Origin of the sequence: Galbibacter mesophilus (genome assembly GCF_023721415.1) — a bacterium.
Taxonomy (GTDB): domain Bacteria; phylum Bacteroidota; class Bacteroidia; order Flavobacteriales; family Flavobacteriaceae; genus Galbibacter; species Galbibacter mesophilus.
This window is the reverse complement of sequence record NZ_JAMQVC010000002.1, coordinates 138,844-163,371: the sequence shown is the minus strand read 5'-3', so window position 1 is coordinate 163,371 and position 24,528 is coordinate 138,844. Positions and strand designations below refer to the sequence as shown.

22 protein-coding genes are annotated in these 24,528 nt (G+C 38.0%); 12 read left to right on the top strand and 10 right to left on the bottom strand.

The window, feature by feature from the left end:
• Nucleotides 1-20 precede the first annotated feature (20 nt).
• From NDQ75_RS07675 to NDQ75_RS07640, 8 genes are all read right to left on the bottom strand, one after another.
• Entirely contained in the window at nt 21-332 is a 312-nt protein-coding gene (locus NDQ75_RS07675; protein WP_202026884.1) for a GIY-YIG nuclease family protein, read from the bottom strand.
• 96 nt (nt 333-428) lie between these two features.
• Nucleotides 429-1,613: an acetyl-CoA C-acyltransferase gene (locus NDQ75_RS07670; RefSeq protein ID WP_202026882.1), complete on the bottom strand. Its 1,185-nt coding sequence runs from the start codon at nt 1,611-1,613 to the stop codon at nt 429-431.
• 140 nt (nt 1,614-1,753) lie between these two features.
• A complete protein-coding gene (locus NDQ75_RS07665; RefSeq protein WP_202026880.1) occupies nt 1,754-4,159 on the bottom strand; it encodes a 3-hydroxyacyl-CoA dehydrogenase/enoyl-CoA hydratase family protein in 2,406 nt (801 codons plus the stop codon).
• Nucleotides 4,160-4,174: 15 nt separating this feature from the next.
• Nucleotides 4,175-4,627: a MarR family winged helix-turn-helix transcriptional regulator gene (locus NDQ75_RS07660; protein ID WP_202026878.1), complete on the bottom strand. Its 453-nt coding sequence runs from the start codon at nt 4,625-4,627 to the stop codon at nt 4,175-4,177.
• 538 nt (nt 4,628-5,165) lie between these two features.
• Nucleotides 5,166-6,944, bottom strand: coding sequence for an AMP-dependent synthetase/ligase (locus NDQ75_RS07655; protein ID WP_202026876.1), 1,779 nt, complete (start codon nt 6,942-6,944; stop codon nt 5,166-5,168).
• Between the two features lie 241 nt (nt 6,945-7,185).
• Nucleotides 7,186-10,845, bottom strand: a complete 3,660-nt coding sequence (gene purL / locus NDQ75_RS07650; protein ID WP_202026874.1) for a phosphoribosylformylglycinamidine synthase — start codon at nt 10,843-10,845, stop codon at nt 7,186-7,188.
• Nucleotides 10,846-11,015: 170 nt separating this feature from the next.
• Nucleotides 11,016-11,699 carry an SGNH/GDSL hydrolase family protein gene (locus NDQ75_RS07645; RefSeq protein ID WP_202026872.1) on the bottom strand — a complete coding sequence of 228 codons (684 nt, stop codon included), beginning with the start codon at nt 11,697-11,699 and terminating at the stop codon, nt 11,016-11,018.
• 65 nt (nt 11,700-11,764) lie between these two features.
• A complete protein-coding gene (locus tag NDQ75_RS07640) occupies nt 11,765-12,550 on the bottom strand; it encodes an endonuclease I family protein (protein ID WP_202026870.1) in 786 nt (261 codons plus the stop codon).
• A 172-nt stretch (nt 12,551-12,722) separates the two neighbouring features.
• Between NDQ75_RS07640 and NDQ75_RS07635 the strand changes: the two genes are divergently transcribed.
• Both NDQ75_RS07635 and NDQ75_RS07630 read left to right on the top strand, forming a co-directional pair.
• Nucleotides 12,723-13,139 (top strand): hypothetical protein, encoded by a 417-nt coding sequence (locus NDQ75_RS07635; RefSeq protein WP_202026867.1) that lies wholly within the window; start codon nt 12,723-12,725, stop codon nt 13,137-13,139.
• Nucleotides 13,139-13,435 carry a DUF721 domain-containing protein gene (locus NDQ75_RS07630; protein WP_202026865.1) on the top strand — a complete coding sequence of 99 codons (297 nt, stop codon included), beginning with the start codon at nt 13,139-13,141 and terminating at the stop codon, nt 13,433-13,435. The genes NDQ75_RS07635 and NDQ75_RS07630 overlap by 1 nt, the downstream gene beginning before the upstream one ends.
• A 75-nt stretch (nt 13,436-13,510) precedes the next feature.
• On the opposite strand, the gene NDQ75_RS07625 is transcribed toward NDQ75_RS07630, so the two are convergent.
• Entirely contained in the window at nt 13,511-13,930 is a 420-nt protein-coding gene (locus NDQ75_RS07625; RefSeq protein ID WP_202026863.1) for a nucleoside-diphosphate kinase, read from the bottom strand.
• Between the two features lie 164 nt (nt 13,931-14,094).
• Nucleotides 14,095-15,123 carry an alkaline phosphatase D family protein gene (locus tag NDQ75_RS07620; protein ID WP_202026861.1) on the bottom strand — a complete coding sequence of 343 codons (1,029 nt, stop codon included), beginning with the start codon at nt 15,121-15,123 and terminating at the stop codon, nt 14,095-14,097.
• 77 nt (nt 15,124-15,200) lie between these two features.
• On the opposite strand from NDQ75_RS07620, the gene NDQ75_RS07615 reads away from it, so the two are divergent.
• The 10 genes from NDQ75_RS07615 (at nt 15,201) to NDQ75_RS07570 (ending at nt 24,357) form a co-directional block, all read left to right on the top strand.
• Nucleotides 15,201-16,214, top strand: coding sequence for a DHH family phosphoesterase (locus NDQ75_RS07615; protein ID WP_202026859.1), 1,014 nt, complete (start codon nt 15,201-15,203; stop codon nt 16,212-16,214).
• On the top strand, nt 16,211-16,774 hold the full coding sequence (gene gldI, locus NDQ75_RS07610) for a gliding motility-associated peptidyl-prolyl isomerase GldI (RefSeq protein ID WP_202026858.1): 564 nt from the start codon (nt 16,211-16,213) through the stop codon (nt 16,772-16,774). Before NDQ75_RS07615 ends, gldI begins: the two co-directional genes overlap by 4 nt.
• A 25-nt stretch (nt 16,775-16,799) precedes the next feature.
• Nucleotides 16,800-17,915, top strand: a complete 1,116-nt coding sequence (locus tag NDQ75_RS07605; RefSeq protein ID WP_202026857.1) for a peptidylprolyl isomerase — start codon at nt 16,800-16,802, stop codon at nt 17,913-17,915.
• Between the two features lie 178 nt (nt 17,916-18,093).
• Nucleotides 18,094-20,085, top strand: a complete 1,992-nt coding sequence (gene uvrB / locus NDQ75_RS07600) for an excinuclease ABC subunit UvrB (RefSeq protein WP_202026856.1) — start codon at nt 18,094-18,096, stop codon at nt 20,083-20,085.
• Between the two features lie 91 nt (nt 20,086-20,176).
• Nucleotides 20,177-20,470: a type II toxin-antitoxin system HigB family toxin gene (locus NDQ75_RS07595; RefSeq protein WP_202026855.1), complete on the top strand. Its 294-nt coding sequence runs from the start codon at nt 20,177-20,179 to the stop codon at nt 20,468-20,470.
• Between the two features lie 2 nt (nt 20,471-20,472).
• Nucleotides 20,473-20,829 (top strand): helix-turn-helix domain-containing protein, encoded by a 357-nt coding sequence (locus NDQ75_RS07590; RefSeq protein ID WP_202026854.1) that lies wholly within the window; start codon nt 20,473-20,475, stop codon nt 20,827-20,829.
• A 44-nt stretch (nt 20,830-20,873) separates the two neighbouring features.
• The gene (yidD, locus tag NDQ75_RS07585; protein WP_202027707.1) at nt 20,874-21,098 is read left to right on the top strand and encodes a membrane protein insertion efficiency factor YidD; all 225 of its coding nucleotides are present in this window, start codon (nt 20,874-20,876) and stop codon (nt 21,096-21,098) included.
• A gap of 130 nt (nt 21,099-21,228) precedes the next feature.
• The gene (gene lgt / locus NDQ75_RS07580; RefSeq protein ID WP_202026853.1) at nt 21,229-22,053 is read left to right on the top strand and encodes a prolipoprotein diacylglyceryl transferase; all 825 of its coding nucleotides are present in this window, start codon (nt 21,229-21,231) and stop codon (nt 22,051-22,053) included.
• Nucleotides 22,050-22,544 carry a DUF192 domain-containing protein gene (locus NDQ75_RS07575; RefSeq protein ID WP_202026852.1) on the top strand — a complete coding sequence of 165 codons (495 nt, stop codon included), beginning with the start codon at nt 22,050-22,052 and terminating at the stop codon, nt 22,542-22,544. The genes lgt and NDQ75_RS07575 overlap by 4 nt, the downstream gene beginning before the upstream one ends.
• Nucleotides 22,545-22,842: 298 nt before the next feature.
• Nucleotides 22,843-24,357, top strand: a complete 1,515-nt coding sequence (locus NDQ75_RS07570; protein ID WP_202026851.1) for a helicase HerA-like domain-containing protein — start codon at nt 22,843-22,845, stop codon at nt 24,355-24,357.
• Nucleotides 24,358-24,528 lie beyond the last annotated feature (171 nt).

Here is a 24,528-nt window from a genome sequence, read left to right as displayed (position 1 = left end):
GGTCGAGCGCAGTCGAGACCCTACAGTTTATATTTATAGTGCGAGGCATTCCTACATTCAGATAATATTTGTAGCATATCAAATTCACCATTTACTAATGCTAGTTTCTTTTTAGCACTCCATCTTTTTATTTTCTTTTCAAAATAAATAGCTTGATTAACATAGTTAAAACACTGATGGAATAATAATTCAACAGGTCTTCTCTTATATGTAAAACAATTTTTATTTCTTCCCTCGCTGTGTTCCGCAATTCTGCGAGAAATATTATTTGTCATCCCCGTATAAAGCAAACCATCTGAACATTTTAAAATATAAACGTAATAAACATTCATAACAGAGAATGAGATCTCGACTGCGCTCGATCTGACATCTTTTTTACAATTTCAACACATCAAAAGTCTCCCGTAAGGGGAGATTTACAAGGGCTTTTAATTTAAAAACTCATAAACCCCAGCGGCTCCTTGACCGGTTCCTACGCACATGGTAACAATACCATACTTGCTTTCTCTTCTTCTCATTTCATCGAATAGTTGAACTGAAAGCTTGGCTCCAGTACAACCCAGCGGATGTCCTAAGGCAATGGCCCCACCATTTACATTTACGATGTCTGGGTTTAATCCTAGTTTTCTAATTACCGCTAGCGATTGAGAAGCAAAAGCTTCATTCAACTCAATTAAATCAATTTGATCTAGTTTCAATCCTGCTTGATCCAGTGCTTTTGGAATTGCTTTAATCGGACCGATACCCATAATTCTTGGCGGCACACCGGCAGCTGCATACGAAACCAATCGAGCGATAGGCTCCAAATTAAGCTCTTTTACCATTTCTTCGCTCATCACTAATGTAAATGCTGCACCATCACTCATTTGCGAAGAGTTACCAGCCGTTACGCTACCTCCTTCAGCAAAAACAGGTCTTAGCTTGCCCAATACTTCTTTGGAAGTATCAGCACGTGGTCCTTCGTCTGTATCTACTGTATACGATTTAGTAGCTTTTTTACCGTTTGAATCCACATAGGTTTCATCAATGGTTATGGGTACAATTTGCTTATCGAACTTACCTTCTTTTATAGCGTTCAATGCTTTTTGATGCGAGTTAAAAGCAAATTCATCTTGATCTTCACGCGAAATTTCATATTCATTCGCAACAGCTTCTGCCGTTAACCCCATGCCCCAGTAATAATCTTCATTACCATTTTTAGCTACTTGGTAATCTGGAACTGGCTTGTATCCACCCATTGGGATGTAACTCATACTTTCCGCTCCACCAGCAATAATACAATCAGCCATTCCCGATTGTATTTTAGCTGTTGCCATACCAATAGTTTCGATTCCTGAAGCACAATAACGGTTTACTGTAACACCAGGTACATCTTCAATTTTCAATCCCATTAAAGAGATTAATCGTCCTACATTTAAACCTTGTTCAGCTTCTGGCATGGCATTACCTACCATTACGTCATCGATACGGGTTTTATCGAAATTTGGAATTTCATCCAACATGTATTGAATGGTCTCTGCGGCCAATTCATCTGGTCTTTTAAATCGGAATACACCGCGTGGGGCTTTCCCTACGGCTGTTCTGTATGCTTTTACTATATATGCTGTTCTCATTTTTTTGAAATAGTTTTTAGATTCTAGTATTGAGTAATAAGATTTAAAATAAACTCTTTTGTATGGATTTATTATATATTAAAACTTCTTCAATTTTATGCATCCAATCTAATTACTAAGTACTAATTTCTCATTACTTTTTAATTACGTAAAGGCTTCCCGTTTTTCAACATGTGTTGAATACGTTCTAGTGTTTTTCGTTCTGTACATAAAGACAAGAAAGCCTCACGTTCTAAATCCAATAAATACTGTTCAGATACTTGAGTAGCTTCCGATAAATCACCACCGGCCATAACGTATGCCAATTTATTGGCAATTTTCTTATCGTGATCGGAAATGTAATTCCCTGCATTCATCGAATCGGTTCCTACTAAGAACATTCCTAAAGCCTGTTTCCCAAGAACTTTAATATCCTTTCTCATAGGTGGTTGCGTGTAACCTGCCTCTGCCATTAGCAAGGCGTGCTTCTTAGCTTCCGCTATTTGGCGGTCTTTATTTACTACAACTACATCTTTTCCTTTCTGAAGTAAGTTCAAATCAAACGCTTCGTGAGCCGAGGTGGACACTTTCGCCATACCAATGGTTAAGAAATGTTCGCGTAGAACGTTAGTTTCTACGTCATCCTTTCTGAAGAGGTCCGCGGCACGAAGGGTCATTTCTTTAGAACCGCCTCCACCTGGAATCACACCAACACCAAACTCAACCAATCCCATATACGTTTCTGCAGCAGCAACCACTTTATCGGCATGTAAGGAAAGTTCACAACCTCCTCCTAGCGCCATTCCGTGCGGTGCAGAAATAGTTGGAATAGCAGAATAACGCATCCGCATCATTGTATCTTGAAACATCTTAATGGCCATATTCAGTTCATCATATTCCTGCTCCACTGCCATCATAAAAATCATCCCGATATTGGCTCCCACCGAAAAATTCTGTGCTTGGTTACCAACCACTAAACCTTGGAAATCTTTTTCAGCTAAATCAATTGCCTTATTTAGTCCCGCTAAAACATCACCACCTATCGTGTTCATTTTAGATTGGAATTCTACATTCAATATTCCATCTCCTAAATCTTCAACCACAACACCGCTGTTTTTCCAAACTTCTTTGGATTTACGTATATTGTCTAAAATAATAAAGGCATCTTGACCTGGCTTTTTCACCTGTTTTTTAGAAGGAATGTCGTAATAATACGTAGCTCCATCTTTAACTGTGTAAAAAGATTTACTTCCGCTTTCCAGCATTTCATTCACCCATTTAGCGGGTTCTTTGCCTTCAGCTTTCATTAATTCAATTCCTTTTTCTACTCCGACAGCATCCCAAATTTCAAACGGACCATGTTGCCAGCCGAAACCAGCTTTCATGGCGTCATCAATTCTATATAATTCATCGGAAATTTCTGGGATTCTATTTTGTACATAAGCGAAAAGTGATGCGAAATTTTTACGATAAAATTCACCCGCTTTGTCTTTTCCATTTACTAAAACTGGAAACCTATCTTCTACTTTATCAATAGTTTTGGTTTCTTCTAATGTTGCAAACTTAGCACGGTCTTTTTTGGTATATTCCATGGTATCCAGATCCAATGAAAGAATTTCACTTTTTCCATCGTCCCCTTTTACCTTTTTATAGAAACCTTGTCCGCTTTTACTTCCCAACCATTTATTATCCATCATTGTTTGGATAAAATCTGGAAGTTTGAATAATTCGTGCGCCTCATCTTCTGGGCAATTTTCATAAATTCCATTGGCAACGTGCACCAGTGTATCCAATCCAACAACATCTACAGTTCTAAATGTGGCCGATTTTTGACGACCAATAACCGGTCCCGTAAGTTTATCGACCTCTTCAACCGTCATTCCGAGCTCTTTCACTTGATGGAAAAGGCTTTGTATTCCAAAAATACCGATACGGTTTCCAATAAATGCAGGTGTATCCTTTGCTAAAACCGAAGTTTTACCGAGGAATTTCTCACCGTACATCATCAAGAAATCTACTACTTCTTTTTTGCAATCTGGTCCAGGCACCACTTCGAAAAGCTTTAGGTAACGAGGCGGATTGAAAAAGTGTGTTACAGCAAAGTGTTCCTGGAAATCCTGACTTCTGCCTTCATTCATAAATTGAATAGGAATTCCAGATGTATTGGAAGTTATTAGTGTTCCAGGCTTGCGGTGTTTTTCAATTTGTTCAAAAACACTCTTTTTAATATCTAATCTTTCAACAACTACTTCAATAATCCAATCAACATCTTTAATCTGCGCAATATCGTCTTCCATATTTCCTGTTGAAATACGATCAGCGAATTTTTTGGTGTAAATTGGAGAGGGTTTCGATTTCAATGCCGACTGAAGATTATCGTTAACCAATCTATTTCGTACCGACTTATCTTCAAGTGTAAGCCCTTTGGCCTTCTCTTTATCCGTTAATTCTCTTGGTACAATATCGAGCAGTAAAACCTCAGCGCCAATATTGGCAAAATGGCAGGCAATGCCACTTCCCATAATACCGGAACCAATTACTGCAACTTTCCTTATTCTTCTGTTCATTTTTTCTCTATTGAATTAATTTGTTGATACGTTATCTGTGTATATTTTCTTTTCTGAAATAAACTCGTTTACAACTCCGATTACTTTAAAAAAGCCTTCTAAATCACTTTCCTTGACATTCTTCCGAATGGTATCATTAAACTTTAGGACTACTTCTTTTGAATACTCCCTTTTTTCTTTACCAAACTCGGTAAGACAAATAAGAACGCCCCTACCATCGTTTGGATTAGGCTTGCGGGTAATCAATCCTTTTTCTTCCATGCTTTTTAAGGTTCTAGACAAACTAGTACCTTCCATTCCCATTTTGGGACCTAATGCTGTAGACGGGGAGCCTTTTTCGGGGTCTATACTTAAAAGCGTAAAACCGGTAGCCATTGTGCTATCTTGTTTTCCAGCTTCTTCATTGTACATTTTAGCAACAGCTTGCCATGTTGCTCTTAATGCGTAATCAATAGTTGTATCCTTCATTTTTTTATCGTGGTGAGCTCAAATATACAAATATTTTATTATGCACGCATAGTAAATTACTCTAAAATTTGTTAAATGACAAAATGAAAGCACATTATGTATTAAGGTAATAAAAAAACTCCCCAAAAATGAGGAGTTTACTAAAATTTTATGTTAAGAAATTACTTTACCTTTATCTGATTGACCATCAAAAGATCTTGTTTCTGGCCTTTGTTCGCGTTGATAAATGTGGTATTTATAGAGTTATACATTATCCTTTCATTTCTTTTGCTCGCCCAAAAGAAACGAAACAAAGAACCTGCCTGCTAACCGCAGTTAGGCAGGAAAGGCGCCTTATCCAAGGAATTTTTTCGACCATTATTTCGAAAAACCGTAATCAAAACTCCGTGTCGCTTCGTTCCTACGCTCCTGTTCTCGGAGCTTTTGAGTACTATTCTCAGGATAAGGAGTTTTCAATAACGGATAAGGTCAACACTATTCTAAACTAAAACCATAATCTTCTTGCTTCAATCACTAAAGCAACAAGAGTTTAAAGATTTTATTCCTTAGACCCGTATATTTTTGTGTACAAATCCGCGTATTTTTCTTTAATAATTCTTCTTTTCAGCTTTAACGTTGGTGTTAAATGCCCTTCTTCTACGCTCCATTCGTCTGGCGTAAGTTCAAAAAGCTTTACTCGTTCCCAACGACCGAACTTTTCGTTGTAATGATCTACCTCTTCCTGAATACGCTCTACCACTTTTGGATCTGAAATAAGCTTCTTACGGTCTCCAGACACCTCTAAGTTATGTCTTTTCGCCCAAGCTTCCACAAATTCAAAATTTGGTTGAATAATTGCTGCTGGCATTTTTTCGCCTTCCCCAATTACCATAATCTGTTCAATGAAACGGGATTGCTTCATTAAATTTTCAATTAGCTGAGGAGCGACATATTTACCACCTGAAGTTTTGAATATTTCCTTTTTACGATCGGTAATTTTCAAGAATCCGTCATCATCCACTTCCCCGATATCTCCTGTATGGAAATATCCGCCTTCCATTACTTCTTTTGTTTTTTCTTCATCTTTATAATATCCCATCATTACATTAGGACCTTTACAAAGAATTTCTCCATCCTCGGCTATTTTTACCTCAACGCCGGGAAGCATTCTACCAACAGTTCCTATTTTCCAACCGTTATTTTTTTGATCGTTAACGGCAATTACTGGTGAAGTTTCTGTGAGTCCGTAGCCTTCCATAACTGGAATATCTGCTGCACCGAACACCCTTCCTAAGCGAGGTTGCAACGCCGCACTACCAGAAACCATTACTTTTAGGTTTCCACCAAGACCTTCTTGCCACTTACTAAAAATCAATTTTCGGGCGATACCCAATTGAAATTCGTACCATCCGCCGTTGCCACGGTAGGGTTGAAACTTATGCCCTAATTCTATAGCCCAAAAGAACAACTTCTTTTTAATTCCCGTTAAATCCGCTCCTTTGGCATATATTTTATCATAAACTTTTTCAAGAAGTCTTGGAACAACCGTCATTACATGAGGTTTTACCTCTTTAAGGTTATCACCCATTTTTTCTATGGACTCCGCAAAATAGATTTTAATTCCGCAATACTGATAAAGATACACCACCATACGTTCAAAAATATGACAGATAGGCAAAAAGCTTAAGGCCACATCGTGTGCATCCAAGGGCACTCTCTCTTCACTGGCCAAAACATTGGAAACAATATTCTTGTGGGATAACATTACCCCTTTCGGTCTTCCTGTGGTTCCCGATGTATAAATTATCGTTGCTAAATCGTCTGTGGTTACCGCATTTTTTCTAGCATCTACTTCACTTTGATTCGCTTTATCTTCACCCAAAGTAAAAATCTCCTCCCAATTTTTTGCACCAGGTATTTCTTCAAATGCATAAACTTCTTTTAGGGAAGGTACATTCTGTTTTATACTATTTAGTTTTTCTAAAATCTCCGCATCAGAAACAATCACGTAAGAAGCTTCTGAATGATTCAAAATATACTCGTAATCTTCCGCAGAAATAGTTGGATAAATAGGTACGTTTTGAGCACCCGTTTGAAGAATACCTATATCGGCAATATGCCATTCGGTTTTATTTACGTGAGTGATAATGGCTATTTTGTCGTTGGGCTGCACTCCTAAACGCAATAAGCCTCTACTAAATTGATTGGCTTTATCTACGTATTCTTGTGAAGATGTATGCACCCATTCTTCCCCATATTTGGTTGAAAAGGCGATATCCAAATTAAATTTTTCCAACTGATGCTGTGGAAAATCAAATAAACGGGTTACTTTTTGCATAGCGTATTTTGATGTGTTACATTATTGCAAAATATAAAATTTACCGAGTATTTTCAAAAGATGTCATAAAAAAAGGAGTTGATTGTTGGCAACTCCTTAATTTTATATGAATTATAAATAAAAAAGATTGAATTCTTAAGATAATTTTGGTTTCGAAATCTTCAATTGTCTAGCTTAACAAAGACTTCTGCGCTTTTCGAAACTTTTAATCACCAATCTTAAGACAAGTTTTTTATTTTTTTTATTTCTTCTCTAACCATTTTCTGGCGTTTACAAAGGCTTCCAACCAAGGAGAAACTTCATCTTTTCTTCCTTCCGGATAGTTAGCCCAGTTCCACTGGAAAATTGAACGCTCAAAGTGAGGCATGGTCACCAAATGTCTTCCGTTATCGGAAACTAACATAGCTGTATTGAAATCAGAGCCATTCGGATTTGCAGGATAACCTTCATACCCATATTTAGCCACAATATTATATTTGTTTTCTTCGTATGGGAAACTAAATTTTCCTTCCCCATGGGAAACCCAAATTCCTAATTTGCTACCTGCCAATGAAGAAAGCATTACCGAATTGTTTGCTTGGATTTCTACGGAAGTAAAAATACTTTCGTGTTTCCCACTGTCATTATGAAGCATTTTCGGTTTTTTCGAATGATCTGGATTAATAAGACCAAGCTCCACAAAAAGCTGACAACCATTACAAATACCAATTGACAAAGTATCTTCTCTCTCAAAGAAATTCTTTAACGCTTTGTTCGCCTTATCATTGTACATAAATGCACCTGCCCAACCTTTAGCAGACCCGAGTACATCAGAATTGGAGAAACCACCAACAGCACCCACAAATTGAATATCTTCTAAAGTTTCTCTACCGGAAATCAAGTCGGTCATGTGAACGTCTTTCACATCAAAACCAGCCAAGTACATTGCATTGGCCATTTCGCGCTCAGAGTTACTTCCTTTTTCGCGAATAATTGCCGCTTTTGGTCGTTTTTCGGCGTTCTGAGGCAATTTTCCTGTAAAATTAGCTGGAAACTTATACGTTAGCGGCTGATTTTTATAATTGTTATAACGTGCTTCAGCAAGATTGCTCTTAGTTTGCTTTTGGTCTAACAGGAAAGATGTTTTGTACCACACATCTCTATACTGACTTACACTAAATGAAAAACTATCGTCGTTGTTCACAATTTGCAGTCGGTCACCCTCTAAAACTTTTCCTATTTTACTGAAGGAAACACCTGCTTCCGAAAGGGCTTTTTCAACCGTTGAATCTTCTTTCGCTTGAAAAACAATTCCTGCATTTTCATTGAAAAGAACTTTAACCGAATCTGTTTCCTCTAAACCGGATAAATCCAATTGCGCACCGATATTCAAATCAGCAAAACACATTTCCAACAAAGTTGTAATAAATCCGCCGCTAGCAACATCATGACCAGCGATAATTTGGTTCTCTTTTATTAATTTCTGAACAGTATTAAAGGTATTTTTAAAGTTTTCCGCACTTTTTACGGTTGGAACTTCGCTTCCTATAACATTCAATATTTGTCCGAATGAAGAACCGCCCAATTTCAGTTTATCCTCTGAAAAGTTGATGTAGTAAATACTTCCTCCATTTCTTTGTAAAACAGGCTCCACAACTTTATTAATATCGCTACAATGCGCTCCCGCAGAAATAATAACCGTTCCTGGGGAAATCACTTCCTCATTTGGATATTTTTGCTTCATGGAAAGGGAGTCTTTTCCAGTAGGAATATTGATACCTAATTCAATCGCAAATTCCGAACATCCTTTCACTGCTTCATACAAACGCGCATCTTCACCTTCATTTTTACAAGGCCACATCCAGTTTGCAGAAAGCGACACCGATTTAAGTCCGTCTTCCAACGGCGCCCAAACTATGTTTGTAAGTGACTCTGCAATAGAATTTCTACTTCCCGCAACAGGATCTACCAAAGCAGAAACGGGAGAATGTCCAATAGAAGTGGCAATACCCTCTTTTCCTTTAAAGTCGAGCGCCATTACCCCACAATTGTTCAATGGTAATTGTAAAGGACCAGCACATTGCTGTTTTGCAACGCGTCCGCCAACACATCGATCTACTTTATTGGTCAACCAATCTTTACAAGCCACAGCTTCCAACTGCAATACTTGCTCCAAATAGTTGTAAACTTGATCAATACTGTACGATTTGTTTTTATAATTTCTAGTAATGGTTTTGTCGTTCATAATGGTTTTAGGAGAACTACCAAACATATCCTCCAAAGCCAAGTCCATAGGTTTATCCCCTTTGGTTCCCGATTCAAAACAGAAGACATCGTCTCCCGTTACTTCTCCTACTTCATACATTGGCGAACGCTCACGCTCGGCAATTCTTCGCAATTTTTCCGTATGTTCCTTACCAATTACCAAGCCCATACGTTCCTGACTCTCATTACCGATAATTTCTTTTGCAGAAAGTGTTGGATCACCAACCGGTAATTTATCCAAATCGATTTTACCTCCAGTGTCTTCCACCAATTCAGAAAGACAGTTTAAGTGTCCGCCCGCGCCGTGATCATGAATGGAAACGATTTCATTTTCATCGCTTTCTACCATTCCCCTCACCGCATTGGCAACTCTTTTTTGCATTTCTGGGTTGGAACGTTGTACGGCATTAAGCTCAATACCACTGCTAAATTCTCCTGTATCAGCAGAGGAAACGGCAGCACCACCCATTCCAATTCTATAATTTTCTCCCCCTAAAACAACAATTTTATCACTTGCTTTGGGCGTATCTTTTAATGCTTGTTCTTGTTTTCCGTAGCCAATTCCGCCGGCCAACATAATCACCTTATCAAAACCTAATTTCCTAGCTTCTTCTTCATGTTCAAAAGTAAGCACCGAACCAGCGATAAGCGGTTGACCGAATTTATTTCCAAAATCGGATGCCCCGTTAGACGCCTTAATCAAAATATCTATAGGCGTTTGGTACAACCATTTACGCTGCTCCATTGTTTTTTCCCAAGGACGGTTTTCTTCCAGTCGGGAATACGATGTCATATAAACTGCTGTTCCCGCCAATGGCAACGAACCTTTTCCTCCCGCTAAACGGTCGCGAATCTCTCCCCCAGAACCCGTTGCAGCACCATTAAAAGGCTCTACTGTTGTCGGGAAGTTATGGGTTTCTGCTTTTAAGGAAAGTACCGAGTTAAAATCTTTCTCTTGATAAAAATCGGGTTTGTCAGCTGTTTTTGGTGCAAACTGAACCGCTTTTGGTCCTTTTAGGAAAGCAACATTATCTTTATAGGCTGAAACAATGCTGTTTGGATTTTCTTCGGAAGTCTTTCTGATCATTTTAAACAAAGACATCGGCTTTTCTTCCCCGTCGATTACAAAAGTTCCGTTGAAGATTTTGTGGCGACAATGTTCTGAGTTTACTTGAGAGAATCCAAAAACTTCAGAATCGGTTAATTTTCTGCCCAATTTTTCCGAAAGTTCATTTAAATACGCAACTTCCTCTTCATTTAATGCCAATCCTTCCTGTTGATTGAATGTGGCTATATCTTCTATTTCCTTAATTCCCTCTGGCTGAATATCAATAGTAAAAATATCCTGATCCAATTTTGGATACTTCTGACTCAACATCGGGTCGAAATCTTTTGCTTCTGAAGATGAAGCGTAAAATTCTTCAATCCTAATTATTCCAGGAATACACATATTCTGCGTAATTTCTACCGCATTGGTACTCCACGGGGTAATCATCGCTGCTCTCGGACCAACAAAAAAAGCGTCAATGAACGCTGCTTCTATTTTTGGTTGGTCGCCAAACAACCATGAAAGTTTTGCAATGTTTTCGTTTGAAATTTCATCGTTCGTTTGAACGGCAAAGACCTTGTTTTCTGGGTTTCCGAAGAAAAGGATCATACGTTGATATATTTGCGCCTAGCTATTGCAGACTTTTTGTTTAAAATAAAGCGCAAATTTAAGCAATTACTTCTTATTTTCCAGTCTAAATTTCAATTCAAAATACCTGAATTTGAGTTAATGTAAAATGAACTTTTCAGCCCGCCTTTGCTAATATTCTTCAGTTAAAATTATTTTACTGCAGTGTTTATAGCTTTTTGGATTATAGGCTCCATTATTTTATAACCTTCGGAAGTTGGATGCACACCGTCGTGAGCCAATTCCTTACTCAAGCCTTTTTCTTTATTTACCATCGCGCTGTAGTAATCCACATAGGTTACATTGTTCTTTTTACAGTAATCTTTAAGCAATTCATTTAATTCGATTACTTTATCTGCCGGTTTGATACGCTCCCGCCAAGGGAAATGGTTTGCCGGCAATGTGGAACAAACAATGGGAATAATTTGGTTGGCTTGCGCCAACTCAACCATGGAAATAATATTCCCAAAAACATCCTCGATGGCAATCGGACCCGTATTCTCGGCAATATCGTTAATTCCGGCTAGAAAAACCACGGCTTTCGGCTCTAATTCAATTACATCCTTGCGAAAACGAAGTAACATCTGCGACGTTGTTTGTCCGCTTATCCCACGATCGATATACGGATTCTCCTCAAAAAAATAGGGATGCATATCTTTCCACCCTTCCGTAATAGAATTTCCATAAAAAACCACCCTGTTTTCATCGGGTTTCGGGGAGTTTAATGCTTTGTTTTCGACAGCATATTTCTCAAAATTGGCAAACTTTACAGCATTTTCTTGGGAGTGAGACTTTAAAAACGTAAACATGAGCAGTAAAAAAAAGTAATTTTTCATTTTATTGGTGGTTAATACTCGCTAAAGATAGTGTTTTATAGATATTCCTTGCAAAGAAAAAAGAATCACCACCTATTCTCTGCTGCGGGTCCGTTCCAAATTAAAGTCGCCAAAAAGGGGTTGTCTATAAAAGGATTTCGGTTGCCCTGAACTTCATAAATTAGTTCATTACGTTGCTTTTCAAATTCAGAAACAGGGTCTTCTGCATTCCATTTCAGAAATAATTGTAAGCTTCCAACATCTTTAAAAGACTCTGCGTAACGCAAATTTAGGTACATAACCATTCGTGCCACATCGCCTTTCCATTCATCGCCAGGGTACCAACTTTTATACTTTAATCGGTATTTTCCTTTTCCTTCCACAAAAGGATTATTACTCCTTCGTGTGTTGGTTCGTTCGTCACAAACTCTTAGATGATGTAAATCCCCTTTGGCAGTGTTCTCGATAAACGACTGCGGATATACATGTTCGGTATTAAAGGTTTGTTTGGGATAAGGGTTGTTACCAGAAACATACTCTTTCCAAAATCTTTTTTCACCAGAATACATTAAAACTACACTGTCTTTTTGGGATGGGTCAGCATCTATTTTATATAAATATGTATGTCTCTTACTGTATGAAAGTATATTGGTGTGCTTGGCAATGGTAGTCACTGCTAAGTCGTCATATAAATCAACTCCCGTTTTGGCAAAATCCACGTCCTTGTAATAGGAAGACACCTGCTGGGGAACGGTAAGTTTTACGGAGTCTAGCTGAGAAACGAAATATGTGTTTTCATGTGCAGGTTTAAAGTCAATTTTACAAGTAAAAAAGGTAAGACTGAAAAGGGATAGTAAGATTTTTTGAAACATAAAATTCTTTAAGATGGATGCTTTATTTGAAGGGTTAAATATAGACAATCCTTAAAAAAGAACTCCTTGAAATGGATGAAAATCCTTTACATTGTTAGACTAAATACATTAGGTATTACGCAGACCGAACGTATCTTTTAAGTACCTTTGCGGAAGCACAAAACACAAGACCTTGAAACTACATTTGTTACTTCTTTTTAGCATCATTTTCATCAGCTGTAATCGGCAACCCGTTGAAGATATTTCAAACCTCAACGGTTATTGGGAAATAGAGAAAGTTACTTTCCCATCCGAAGAAACAAAAACCTACAAGATAAATACGGTTATAGATCATTTTTCTCTAGAAACTGACTCTACAGGAATCCGACAAAAGGTGATGCCTAAATTTGATGGAAGGTTTGTGAACTTAGAAGAATTTGAAAACTTCAGTATAAAAAAAGAGGGCGGGAAACTTTTTATTTATTATAATAATGAAGGGAATACCCGAAAAGAGGAAATCATTTTATTGACCAAGGGTAAATTTGGCGTTAAGAATGATCAAGATAAAGAATATTACTACAAACGATTTGAGAAATTTTCTGTAAAGTAATGGCGAAAAGACGTAACGAATACATGTCCTTAAGTGACGTTTTAAAAGAGTTTGTTTCTGAAAACAAGCTTGAAAAAGGCATGGACAAAGTGGATGTACGAAATGCTTGGGAAAACTTAATGGGTAACGGCGTAAACAATTATACCACTCAAGTAGTTCTGAAAGGTGATACGCTATATGTTTCATTATCTTCTTCCGTTTTAAGACAGGAATTGAGCTACGGAAAAGAAAAAATTGTAAAAATGCTCAATGAAGAATTGGGAAAGGAGGTAGTAAATAAAATTGTCTTACGGTAAACTATAAGCGCAAACGGTATAAAATAAAAGCCCCACTTTTTCAAGTGAGGCTTCTAAAAATAGAATTCTAATTTCTTAGTATATTTCTCTTCCTGCAAAGTGAAAAGCACCTTCTATAGCCGCATTCTCATCGCTATCTGAACCGTGTACTGCATTTTCCCCAATAGAAGTAGCGTACAATTTACGGATGGTTCCTTCAGCTGCTTCATCTGGATTTGTAGCCCCGATTAGAGTTCTAAAATCTTCAACGGCATTGTCTTTTTCCAAGATAGCCGCTACGATTGGACCGCGCGTCATAAATTCTACCAACTCACCAAAGAAAGGACGCTCACTATGCACGGCATAAAAAGCTTCTGCATCACGCTTGCTCAATTGAGTGTACTTCATCGCTACGATTTTAAAACCTGAAGCGTTTATTTTTTCAAGAATAGCACCGATGTGTCCGTTTTCAACAGCATCCGGCTTAATCATGGTAAATGTTCTGTTTGTTGCCATTTTACTTTTTAATCAAAATTTTACACGTATCGTGTTGTTTTTCAAAATATTGCTCAGCTTATAAAGGCCAAGTCCTTTAAATTTTCGGCAAAAGTAAGGGTTTTTGGATTAATTTGGCATTAATGAAATAATAAATGTGGTTTTTACCGCTAAGCAATTAACAATTAATATCCCTGCTCCAATTCATTTAAAATATTATTCCCATCACCAATCATTTGCATTTTTACGTGATGGTTTTTCATATTCAGCCTTAAAACACCAAAGCTTTTTTGCGTAATCACTTGTCCTATTCGGTAAGGGTTTTCTTCGCCGGAATAGGCTTCATAGGTATGTGTGAGTCCGCTAGAGGTAAAATCGATTAGAGGATAGCCCAAATCGGGAATATTTATTTCTGAGAATTCTGAAATATGCCGATCACCCGAAAGTAAAATTACACGCTGCGCTTGGCTACTTTTAATCAAGGAGAACAATTTTTCCACTTCGCTTGGGAAATTCCCCCACGTTTCAAAACCATGCTTGTTGGAAAGCACCTGAACGCTGCTCATTATAATGTTGAAGGTTGCAGTGGAATTATTAAGTTCCTTTTCCAACCATTGCCATTGCTTTTCGCCCAAGATAGTACCAATACCCTGTGGATTTGGCATAAAACGTTTTCCATCTTCCCCCAGGTTTTTGGTAAGTGGCGATCTAAAATAGCGCGTATCCAATAGAATAACTTTTATGCTGCCTTGTTCCGTGTGGTACGTTTTTGAATGATAAACCCCTTCCCTCCTTCTTCTTGGATCGTTTTTGGGCACATTCATAAAATTTAAAAAGAGTTCCTGCGCATTTTCTTTCATGGCCCATTCTGCCCCGCCGTCGTTCAGTCCGTAATCATGGTCGTCCCAAGTACCAATAACATCCATCGTTTCGGTTATCTGTTTATACCCATCTTGATAGCGTTGCTCTTCGTAATCCTTCCGCATTTCCCTATAATCGGCCGTATCGGAATAAATATTGTCGCCTCCCCAAATCCAAACCGCAGGTTGATGCAGCAAAACATCATCCCACAGCACATTCTTTTCATCTTGACGGTTACAGGAGCCAAAAGCTATTACAAATTCATCTTCTTGCAACGCATAGGTTTCCGATGGGACGGATTTACATCCGAAGCAAAGAAAAACGAATAGATTCAGCCAAATTAAAAAGCGCATAGTGGTAAAAGTTTAGCGGCACAAATGTACTATTCCTTTTTTAAGTTTTCTATTATTAAATTGTATATTAGCCACCCATGGAAGAAAAGCAGATAAAAGCGTTAAAAACGGTACTGGAAACCCCTAAAAAAATAGTGATTATTCCACACAAAAACCCCGATGGAGATGCCATTGGCTCTTGTTTAGGTCTTTTCCACTATTTAAACCAATACAAGCACGATATTGCTATTATTGCGCCCAATGAGTATCCAGAATTTTTAAAATGGATGCCTGGGGAAGAACGAATTTTAAAGTTTGAATACCAAACTGATAGCTGCAACGCAATTTTAGAAAAAGCTGAGCTTGTTTTTACATTGGACTTTAATGCTTTATCTAGAATAGATGAAATGGAACCTGCATTAAAAAACTTTCAAGGCGACTACGTAATGATTGATCATCATCAAGCACCGGCGGATTATGCCCGTTTTATGTATTCTGATACTTCCATGAGCAGCACCTGTGAAATGATTTACAATTTTATAGATTTCATGGGCGATACCGATAAAATCAACAAGGATATAGCGACGTGTTTGTACACGGGTATTATGACCGACACAGGGTCTTTCCGTTTTCCATCTACCACAAGTAGTACGCACAGGGTAATTGCCAATTTAATTGATAAAGGTGCGGAAAATGCGAACATTCACAATGCTATTTTAGACACCAATTCCATAGATAAACTGCATCTGTTGGGCTGCGCACTTAAGAATTTGGTTGCCTTACCAGAATACAATACAGTTTACATAACCCTATCCCGGGAAGAATTGCAACAATTCAACTATAAAAAAGGAGATACCGAAGGTTTTGTTAACTATGGCCTTTCTTTAAAAGGTATTAAATTTGCGGCTATATTTATTGAAAGTGTCCAAGAGGATTTAATTAAAATTTCTTTGCGCTCTAAAGGCGATTTTTCAGTAAATGAGTTTTCAAGAGCACATTTTAATGGTGGCGGACATACCAATGCTGCAGGCGGTAGAAGTACGCTTTCCATGGAAGAAACCACCCAGCGCTTTGAAGCATTATTAAAAGATTACAAATCTCAACTACAATGATAAAAACCTACTTGCCCCTATTCGTTTTTGCATTGCTTGTGGTTGCCTGCAAACAACCAGAGGCACGCAGGCCGGTAAATGTAAAGTCCGGTTCGTTTATGAGAGAATCCATTGAGCGGAATAAAGGCTTACTTCATTATGAAGAAGCCCTTATAGACAGCATCATTAAAAATGATTCATTGCATACGTACTTGGCATCTTCCAATGGCTACTGGTATTATTTCAATACGCAAGATTCTACGCAATCATATCTTCCCAAAGAAGGTGATGTGGTTAAAATAAACTATGATATACGCACTTTACAAAACGACACCATTTACTCCAATACAGAAGTGGGCATAGTCGATTTTAAAGTTGACAAGGAAGATTACTTTCCAGGGCTTCGCACGGCTGTAAAACTTATAAGAAAGGGGGAAAAAGCTACGTTTCTTTTCCCTTCATCACTGGCATACGGTTACCATGGCGATGATTATAAAATTGGCACTAATCAACCTATTATAAGCACTATTACGCTGTTGGATATAGTAGAAAAATCGTCCGACAGCCTTTCAAATAATTAAAATAATCATTTTAAATTTCTATTCAATGAAAAAATTAAGTTTCATTTTTATCCTAGCGGCAGTACTTTCTTCTTGCTCCAGCTCAAAATATTCTGATTTAGGAGATGGAATGTTTGCTGATATTCAAACGACTAAAGGAGATATTGTTGTTGAACTTTTTTACAAACAAACGCCTGTTACAGTAGCGAATTTTGTGAGCTTGGCGGAAGGCACCAATACCTATGTGGTAGATTCTTTAAAAGGGAAACCATATTACGATGGCGTTAGCTTTCACCGAGTGATTAAAGATTTTATGATTCAAGGGGGAGACCCTACTGGTACGGGCAGCGGAAATCCTGGCTATAAATTTAAAGATGAATTTGTAGATTCTCTTAAGCACGACAAAAAAGGAATTCTTTCCATGGCCAATGCGGGCCCTAAAACCAATGGAAGTCAGTTTTTTATTACACATAAAGAAACTCCTTTCCTTAACAACAAGCACACGGTTTTTGGGGAAGTAGTAAAGGGATTGGAAGTAGTAGATTCTATTGCCAATGTAGAAACCTCTCAAGACCCTATGTCTAGAGACAAACCTGTAGAAGACGTACTTATTAAGCACGTACAAATTATTAGAAACGGTAAAGAAGCGAAGCAATTTGATGCCGCTAAAGTTTTTGCAGGTTATTTTGCTGAAGAGGCAGAATCTCAAAAAGCACTTGTTAACTTGAAAAAGGAAACTGCTGAAGAATTTGAAGCTCAAAAGCAAAAAGCGGAAACTACCGATTCTGGATTGCAATATATTATGTTGGAAGAAGGTGATGGTGAAAAACCAAAAGTGGGACAAACTGCTTTGGTAGAATATACAGGGTATTTTGAAGACGGTAATATTTTTGATACCAGCTCCATGGAAATTGCTGAAAAATTTGGGAATGTAAATCCGGGGAAACGCGATAGAGGAATGTATCAACCGGCTCCAATGCCAATTAGTCCAGACGCCACTATTATCCCAGGCTTTAAAGAAGGCCTAATGATGATGAAAGTGGGAGATAAGGTACGTTTATTCATTCCTTCTTACTTGGCTTATGGAGAAGCTGGTTACGGACCTATAGCACCAAACACTAACCTTATTTTCGATATGGAAATGGTGGGCATTCAGGAATAATCACTCCTATTTAAAGATTTATAATTTAGGACTGTCCAAATGGGCAGTCCTTTTTTTTGCGGTACTTGGATATGCCTCCAAGGGATTTATTCCTACCCTAATTTCTAAAGGTTTTATAAACCTTAAAATTTCACATAACCTAAAGAAAATCTACCGTTTAGTTTGCTAAATTTGTGGGATGCGATTCAAAATAAAGTCAGACTACAAACCTACGGGCGATCAGCCCAATGCCATAAAACAATTAAAAGAAGGGATTGAAAGCAATGAACGCTATCAAACTTTACTAGGTGTAACCGGTTCAGGTAAAACCTTTACCGTTGCCAATGTGGTAGAAGAAGTGCAACGGCCAACTTTGGTACTGGCGCATAACAAAACCTTGGCAGCCCAGCTATACTCTGAGTTCAAACAATTTTTCCCCGATAATGCGGTGGAATATTTTGTTTCTTACTATGATTATTATCAGCCGGAAGCATACATTCCTGTAACGGGAACTTACATAGAAAAAGACCTTTCCATAAATGATGAAATTGAGAAGCTTAGGTTAAGCGCAACTTCTTCCCTGCTTTCAGGAAGGCGGGATGTGCTGGTAGTAGCTTCGGTTTCTTGCCTTTATGGTATTGGTAACCCTGTTGAATTTCAGAAGAATGTAATATCCATTCAAAGGGATCAAGTTATATCGAGAACCAAATTGTTACACCGTTTGGTGCAAAGTTTGTATGCACGGACAACTGCGGAATTTACCCACGGAAGTTTTCGCGTGAAAGGCGATGTGGTAGATGTCTATCCCAGCTATGCCGATGATGCTTTCCGTATTCATTTTTTTGGAGATGAGATTGAAGAGATTGAAGCCTTCGACCCCAACACGAACAAAGTTCTGGAGAAATACGACCGACTGAATATTTATCCTGCTAACATGTTTGTAACTTCTCCAGATGTACTCCAAAATGCCATTCATCAAATACAAGATGATTTGGTAAAACAGATTGATTATTTTAGGGAAGTTGGTAAACCTTTGGAAGCAAAACGACTGGAAGAACGTACCAATTTCGATTTGGAAATGATTCGGGAACTGGGATATTGCAGCGGTATTGAAAATTACTCCCGCTATTTGGATGGAAGGCAGCCGGGAACGCGGCCTTTCTGTTTGCTCGATTACTTTCCAGACGATTATTTAATGGTAGTGGATGAAAGTCACGTTACCATTCCGCAGGTTCATGCCATGTACGGAGGCGACCGAAGCCGAAAAGAAAATTTGGTGGAATATGGTTTTAGGCTTCCTGCTGCAATGGACAACCGTCCGTTAAAATTTGAAGAATTTGAAGCATTGCAAAACCAAGTTCTTTACGTAAGTGCTACTCCAGCAGATTACGAACTGCAACTTAGCGGTGGTGTGTATGTAGAGCAAGTAATCCGCCCTACGGGACTTTTGGACCCCATTATTGAAGTACGCCCAAGTGAAAACCAAATTGATGATTTGGTGGAAGAAATACACCAACGGGTGGAGAGGGACGAACGTATCTTGGTTACCACTCTTACCAAAAGAATGGCGGAAGAGTTGACCAAATACCTTACGCGTATTCAAATACGCTGCCGATATATACACAGTGATGTGGACACCTTGGAACGTGTGGAAATTATGCAAGACCTTAGAAAAGGACTATTCGATGTACTTATTGGGGTGAACCTGCTTCGAGAGGGACTTGATCTCCCGGAAGTTTCCTTGGTAGCTATTTTGGATGCGGACAAAGAAGGATTCTTAAGAAGTAATAGATCGCTTACCCAAACGGTAGGGCGTGCCGCCCGAAACCTCAACGGTAAAGCTATTATGTATGCTGATAAAATAACAGACAGTATGCAAAAAACCATTGATGAAACCAATTATCGCCGCGAAAAGCAGCTGACCTACAACAAAAAACACAATATTACTCCAAAAGCTTTAAAGAAAAACCTGGATAGTGCATTGGCTAAAAATTCAGTTTCTACGTATCAATTGGAAAAAGAAGCCGCCCGAAAAGCCGCAGAACCAGAATTGGAATATCTTCCGAAGGAAAAAATTGAAAAGTTAATCCGCGACAAACGGAAATCCATGGAAAAAGCAGCCAAGGAACTCGATTTTATGGAAGCAGCTCGTTTACGCGACGAAATAAAATCGTTGCAGGAAAGGGTATGATTGGGAGATTTGTGCCTGATTAAAAAGTAACACTTCCTTTAAATTACCAAATTGGTAACTTTTTTATATCTTTACGACAAATAAGTTTCATGTGAGAGTCATTGCTAAACGTACTTTACGAATTTTTTGGGAAAAGCACGCCGACTGTGAAGACCAACTAAAAGCATGGTTTAGGGAGACCGAAAAATCTGATTGGAACAATATAAATGAGTTAAAAAATGATTATCCAAGTGCAAGTATTTTAAAAGACAATAGAATTGTTTACAACATCAAAGGCAATAATTACCGATTGATTGTAAAATTCAATTTTGAATACCAACTATGCTGGATACGATTTATTGGAACTCATGCAGAATATGATAAAATAGACGCAAATAATATTTGAATATGAAAATTTCACCGATTCGAAACGAAAAAGATTATCAAGACGCGCTCGAAAGACTCGAAGTGATTTTCGATGCTAAAAAAGGAACCGAAGATGGAGACGAATTGGAAATACTTTCTATTTTAATCGACAAATATGAAAACGAGAATTTTCCCATCGAAATGCCCGACCCAATTGAAGCCATTAAGTTTCGAATGGAGCAACTGGATATGAAACAAAAAGATTTAGCAGAAGTCGTAGGTTTTAAAAGCCGGGTAAGTGAAATTTTAAGTAAAAAACGAAAACTAACCCTAGGAATGATTCGGAAATTAAATGCGACACTTCATATTCCAACAGATGTTTTGGTTCAAGATTACTAATTTTAGTATTTAATAGTTAATGCATTACTTGTAAACTCCAAACTATCTTAAAAAAAATACTCATAGCGCCCTTCCTATTTTTAGTTCGCTTTTACCAAGTGGCTATTTCTCCTTTTACGCCGGCTACTTGTAGGTATACACCCACATGTTCGCAATACACTGTAGAAGCTCTAAAGAAACACGGTCTTTTTAAAGGAGGTTGGTTAGCCATTAAAAGAATTCTAAGTTGTGGCCCTTGGGGAGGCTGTGGACACGATCCAGTGCCTTAGTTGTAAAGCTCAAAAAAGAGCAATGAAGATTGTCTGCCAAATGGGATTAACATTACTTTGACGTTATTCCTAAAAAATAATCTTTAGTCTCAACCCTCAAATACTTATATTTACCTCAAAATAAACAAGCATGCACTTTTTAAGTATTACTTGGAACCCCGATGGGATTCTTTTTGACTTAGGCTTTTTTCAGATACGCTACTACAGCCTAATGTTTGTTCTAGCTTTTTCCTTGGGATGGTTTCTCATGAAAAAGATCTATAAAAATGAAAATCAACCAGAGGAAGCACTAGATTCTTTGTTTATCTACATGGTGCTCTCTATTTTAATAGGTGCCCGCTTGGGTCATTTTATTTTTTACGAACCTGAAGTCTTCTTGGAAGACCCATTGAGTATATTCCTACCGTTTAAATTTAGTCCGGAGTTCGAATTAACCGGATTTAGAGGTCTTGCCAGTCACGGTGCCGCCATTGGCGTGATTATTGCTATGTTTATGTACAGCAAGAAAGTGATAAAAAAACCAGTGTTATGGATTTTGGATAGAATTGTTATTCCTGTTGCCATCGGTGGTGTTTTTGTTCGTTTAGGGAACTTTTTCAATTCTGAAATCGTTGGTAAACCTACCAATAGCGATTATGGGGTTATCTTTCAGCAATTAGGGGAAACCTTTCCTCGGCACCCTGCACAGCTATACGAAGCTTTTGGATACGTAATCGTTTTTGCCGTTTTATTATACACTTATTGGAAAACAGATAAAAAGAATCAACTAGGCTATATGTTTGGTTTATGGTTGGTGCTAACGTGGACCGTTCGTTTTATTGCTGAATTCTATAAAAAATCTCAAGGAGGTTTTGAATCGGAGTTAGGCTTGCTGTCTACCGGACAATGGTTGAGTATTCCATTTATCCTCATTGGGTTTTATTTAATGTTTAAACCTTCAAAAAGAGTAGCATGATCAATTTTTTAGTTCGAGTACTATTGGTGTTAGTATTCTTCTGCTTGGCATTGGTAAGTTGCGAAACCAATGAAAATAAAAAAGAAGTAATCACCGAAGAGGTTTCCTTTAAAAAAGAAGGGGAATTAACAATTTCCCGCGGAGATTCCATCATCATTGAAAAAATAGATATCGAAATTGCCGATAACGAATACGAACGACAAACCGGACTTATGTACCGTACTTCCATGAAAAATAACCAAGGGATGCTTTTTGTTTTTCCTGATGAAGAACAGCGCTTTTTTTATATGAAGAACACGGAAATCCCTCTGGATATTATTTATATAAATAGCGAGAAGCAAGTGGTAAGCATGGTAAAAAATGCCCAGCCAAGAAATGAAGCTTCCCTCCCATCCAAAAAACCGGCACAATACGTTTTAGAGCTAAATGCCGGCATAGCCAATGAATGGAAACTTGCAGAAGGAGACAAAATCTCGTATTCAAAGATTTAATTCCGAAATCTTAACTTAAGAGATCCCAAAAAACTAAAATGTCAGCCTGAGCCTGTCGAAGGCCTTTTCATACTTGGTCAATTAAAGAAGGAAATTCAATACAATAAATTATAGTTTACTACAAAACGATTAAACCCCAAAGGTTTTAAAAACCTTTGGGGTTTTTAATTGTAAGTCCTATAACATTCTTTCAGAAACAACCCTATTATAAAAAATCAGGATAAGTTCACAATTTGAAAACGTTTCCTTGGTCTCATTAAAAAACTTTCAATTATTTTAGTAGGAAACTAAATGACTTATGGGTTCTAAAGAAGCTTTTTTTACGCATATTGAAAAAGGATATACAACGAAAGGAGATTACATTAATATGGGAGCCGCCATGCTAGACGGTTCTCCACTTACCAATGCTTTTGTGAAGATTCCGCTAAAAACCCTTAACAGACACGGGCTTATTGCGGGGGCTACAGGAACAGGCAAAACAAAAACCCTACAAATTTTAGCCGAAAACCTATCCGAAAAAGGAATTCCTGTTCTTTTAATGGACTTGAAAGGGGATTTAAGTGGTCTTGCAAAACCGGGAAACCATCACCCAAAAATCAAAGAGCGTCATGACCATATTGGTTTCCCATATCAACCCAAAAAGTTTCCAATTGATGTTCTAACCCTTTCGGAACAAGGCGGTGTGCGTTTAAGGGCAACCGTATCTGAATTTGGCCCTGTGCTACTCTCAAGAATTTTAGATCTCACCGATACCCAACAGGGTATTGTTGCGGTACTCTTTAAATATTGTGATGACAATAAGTTGCCGCTACTTGACCTGAAAGATTTTAAAAAAATATTGCAATATGCTACTTCGGAAGGAAGAGAGGAATTCCAAAAAGCGTACGGAAGAATTTCAACTTCTTCTACAGGAGCTATTCTAAGAAAAATAATAGAGTTGGAACAGCAAGGTGTCGATTTGTTTTTTGGTGAAAAATCGTTTGAGGTGGAAGACCTAACGCGCATAGATGAAAACGGTCAAGGGATAATCAATATTATTCGACTTACCGACATTCAAGATAAGCCGAAGCTCTTTTCTACTTTCATGCTAAGCTTACTGGCCGAAGTGTATGCTACCTTCCCCGAACAAGGAGATAGCGACCGCCCAGAACTCGTTATTTTTATTGATGAAGCCCACTTGATTTTTAATGAGGCTTCCGATGCGCTTTTAGATCAGATTGAAAGTATTGTAAAACTTATTCGTTCTAAAGGAATCGGACTTTATTTTGTGACCCAGAACCCAACAGATATTCCTGATGCAGTACTTTCCCAACTCGGACTTAAAATTCAGCATGCGCTTCGCGCGTTTACCGCAAAAGACCGAAAAGCCATTAAACTTACAGCAGAAAATTATCCTATTTCGGACTTCTATGACACGGCGGAAGTATTAACTTCCTTAGGGATTGGAGAAGCTTTAATTTCAGCTCTGGATGAAAAAGGTAGACCTACTCCGCTGGCTGCAACCATGTTGCGGGCACCCATGAGCCGCATGGACGTTCTTACCAAGGATGAATTACAAGAGGTTTTGGATAATTCTTCCTTAATTCCTAAATATAATGAAACCGTAGATCGTGAAAGCGCTTATGAATTATTGAACCAGAAAATACAAATCGCTCAAACAGAAGCGGCACAAGAAAAGGCTGCGGAACAACAAAAAAAGGTTACAAAAGCTTCCCGAAGTTCAAGCAAAAAGATGGATCCAATCGTAAAAGTATTGACTAGTGCCACCTTTATTCGTGGTGTAATGGGAATTTTAAATAAAATGATGCGTTAAGAAATCCTATTTTTTATATCAATTGTGCTCTAAACATTATATGTTCATTTTTTTCATCGATAAAAAAACGAACCAAAAAAATCTAGGCTTGCTATAAAAATATAAGAAAATACTACGGAACCCCCAGCCACTGATAAAAATAACTCACCCTTCCTACGATCGGGCTCAAAC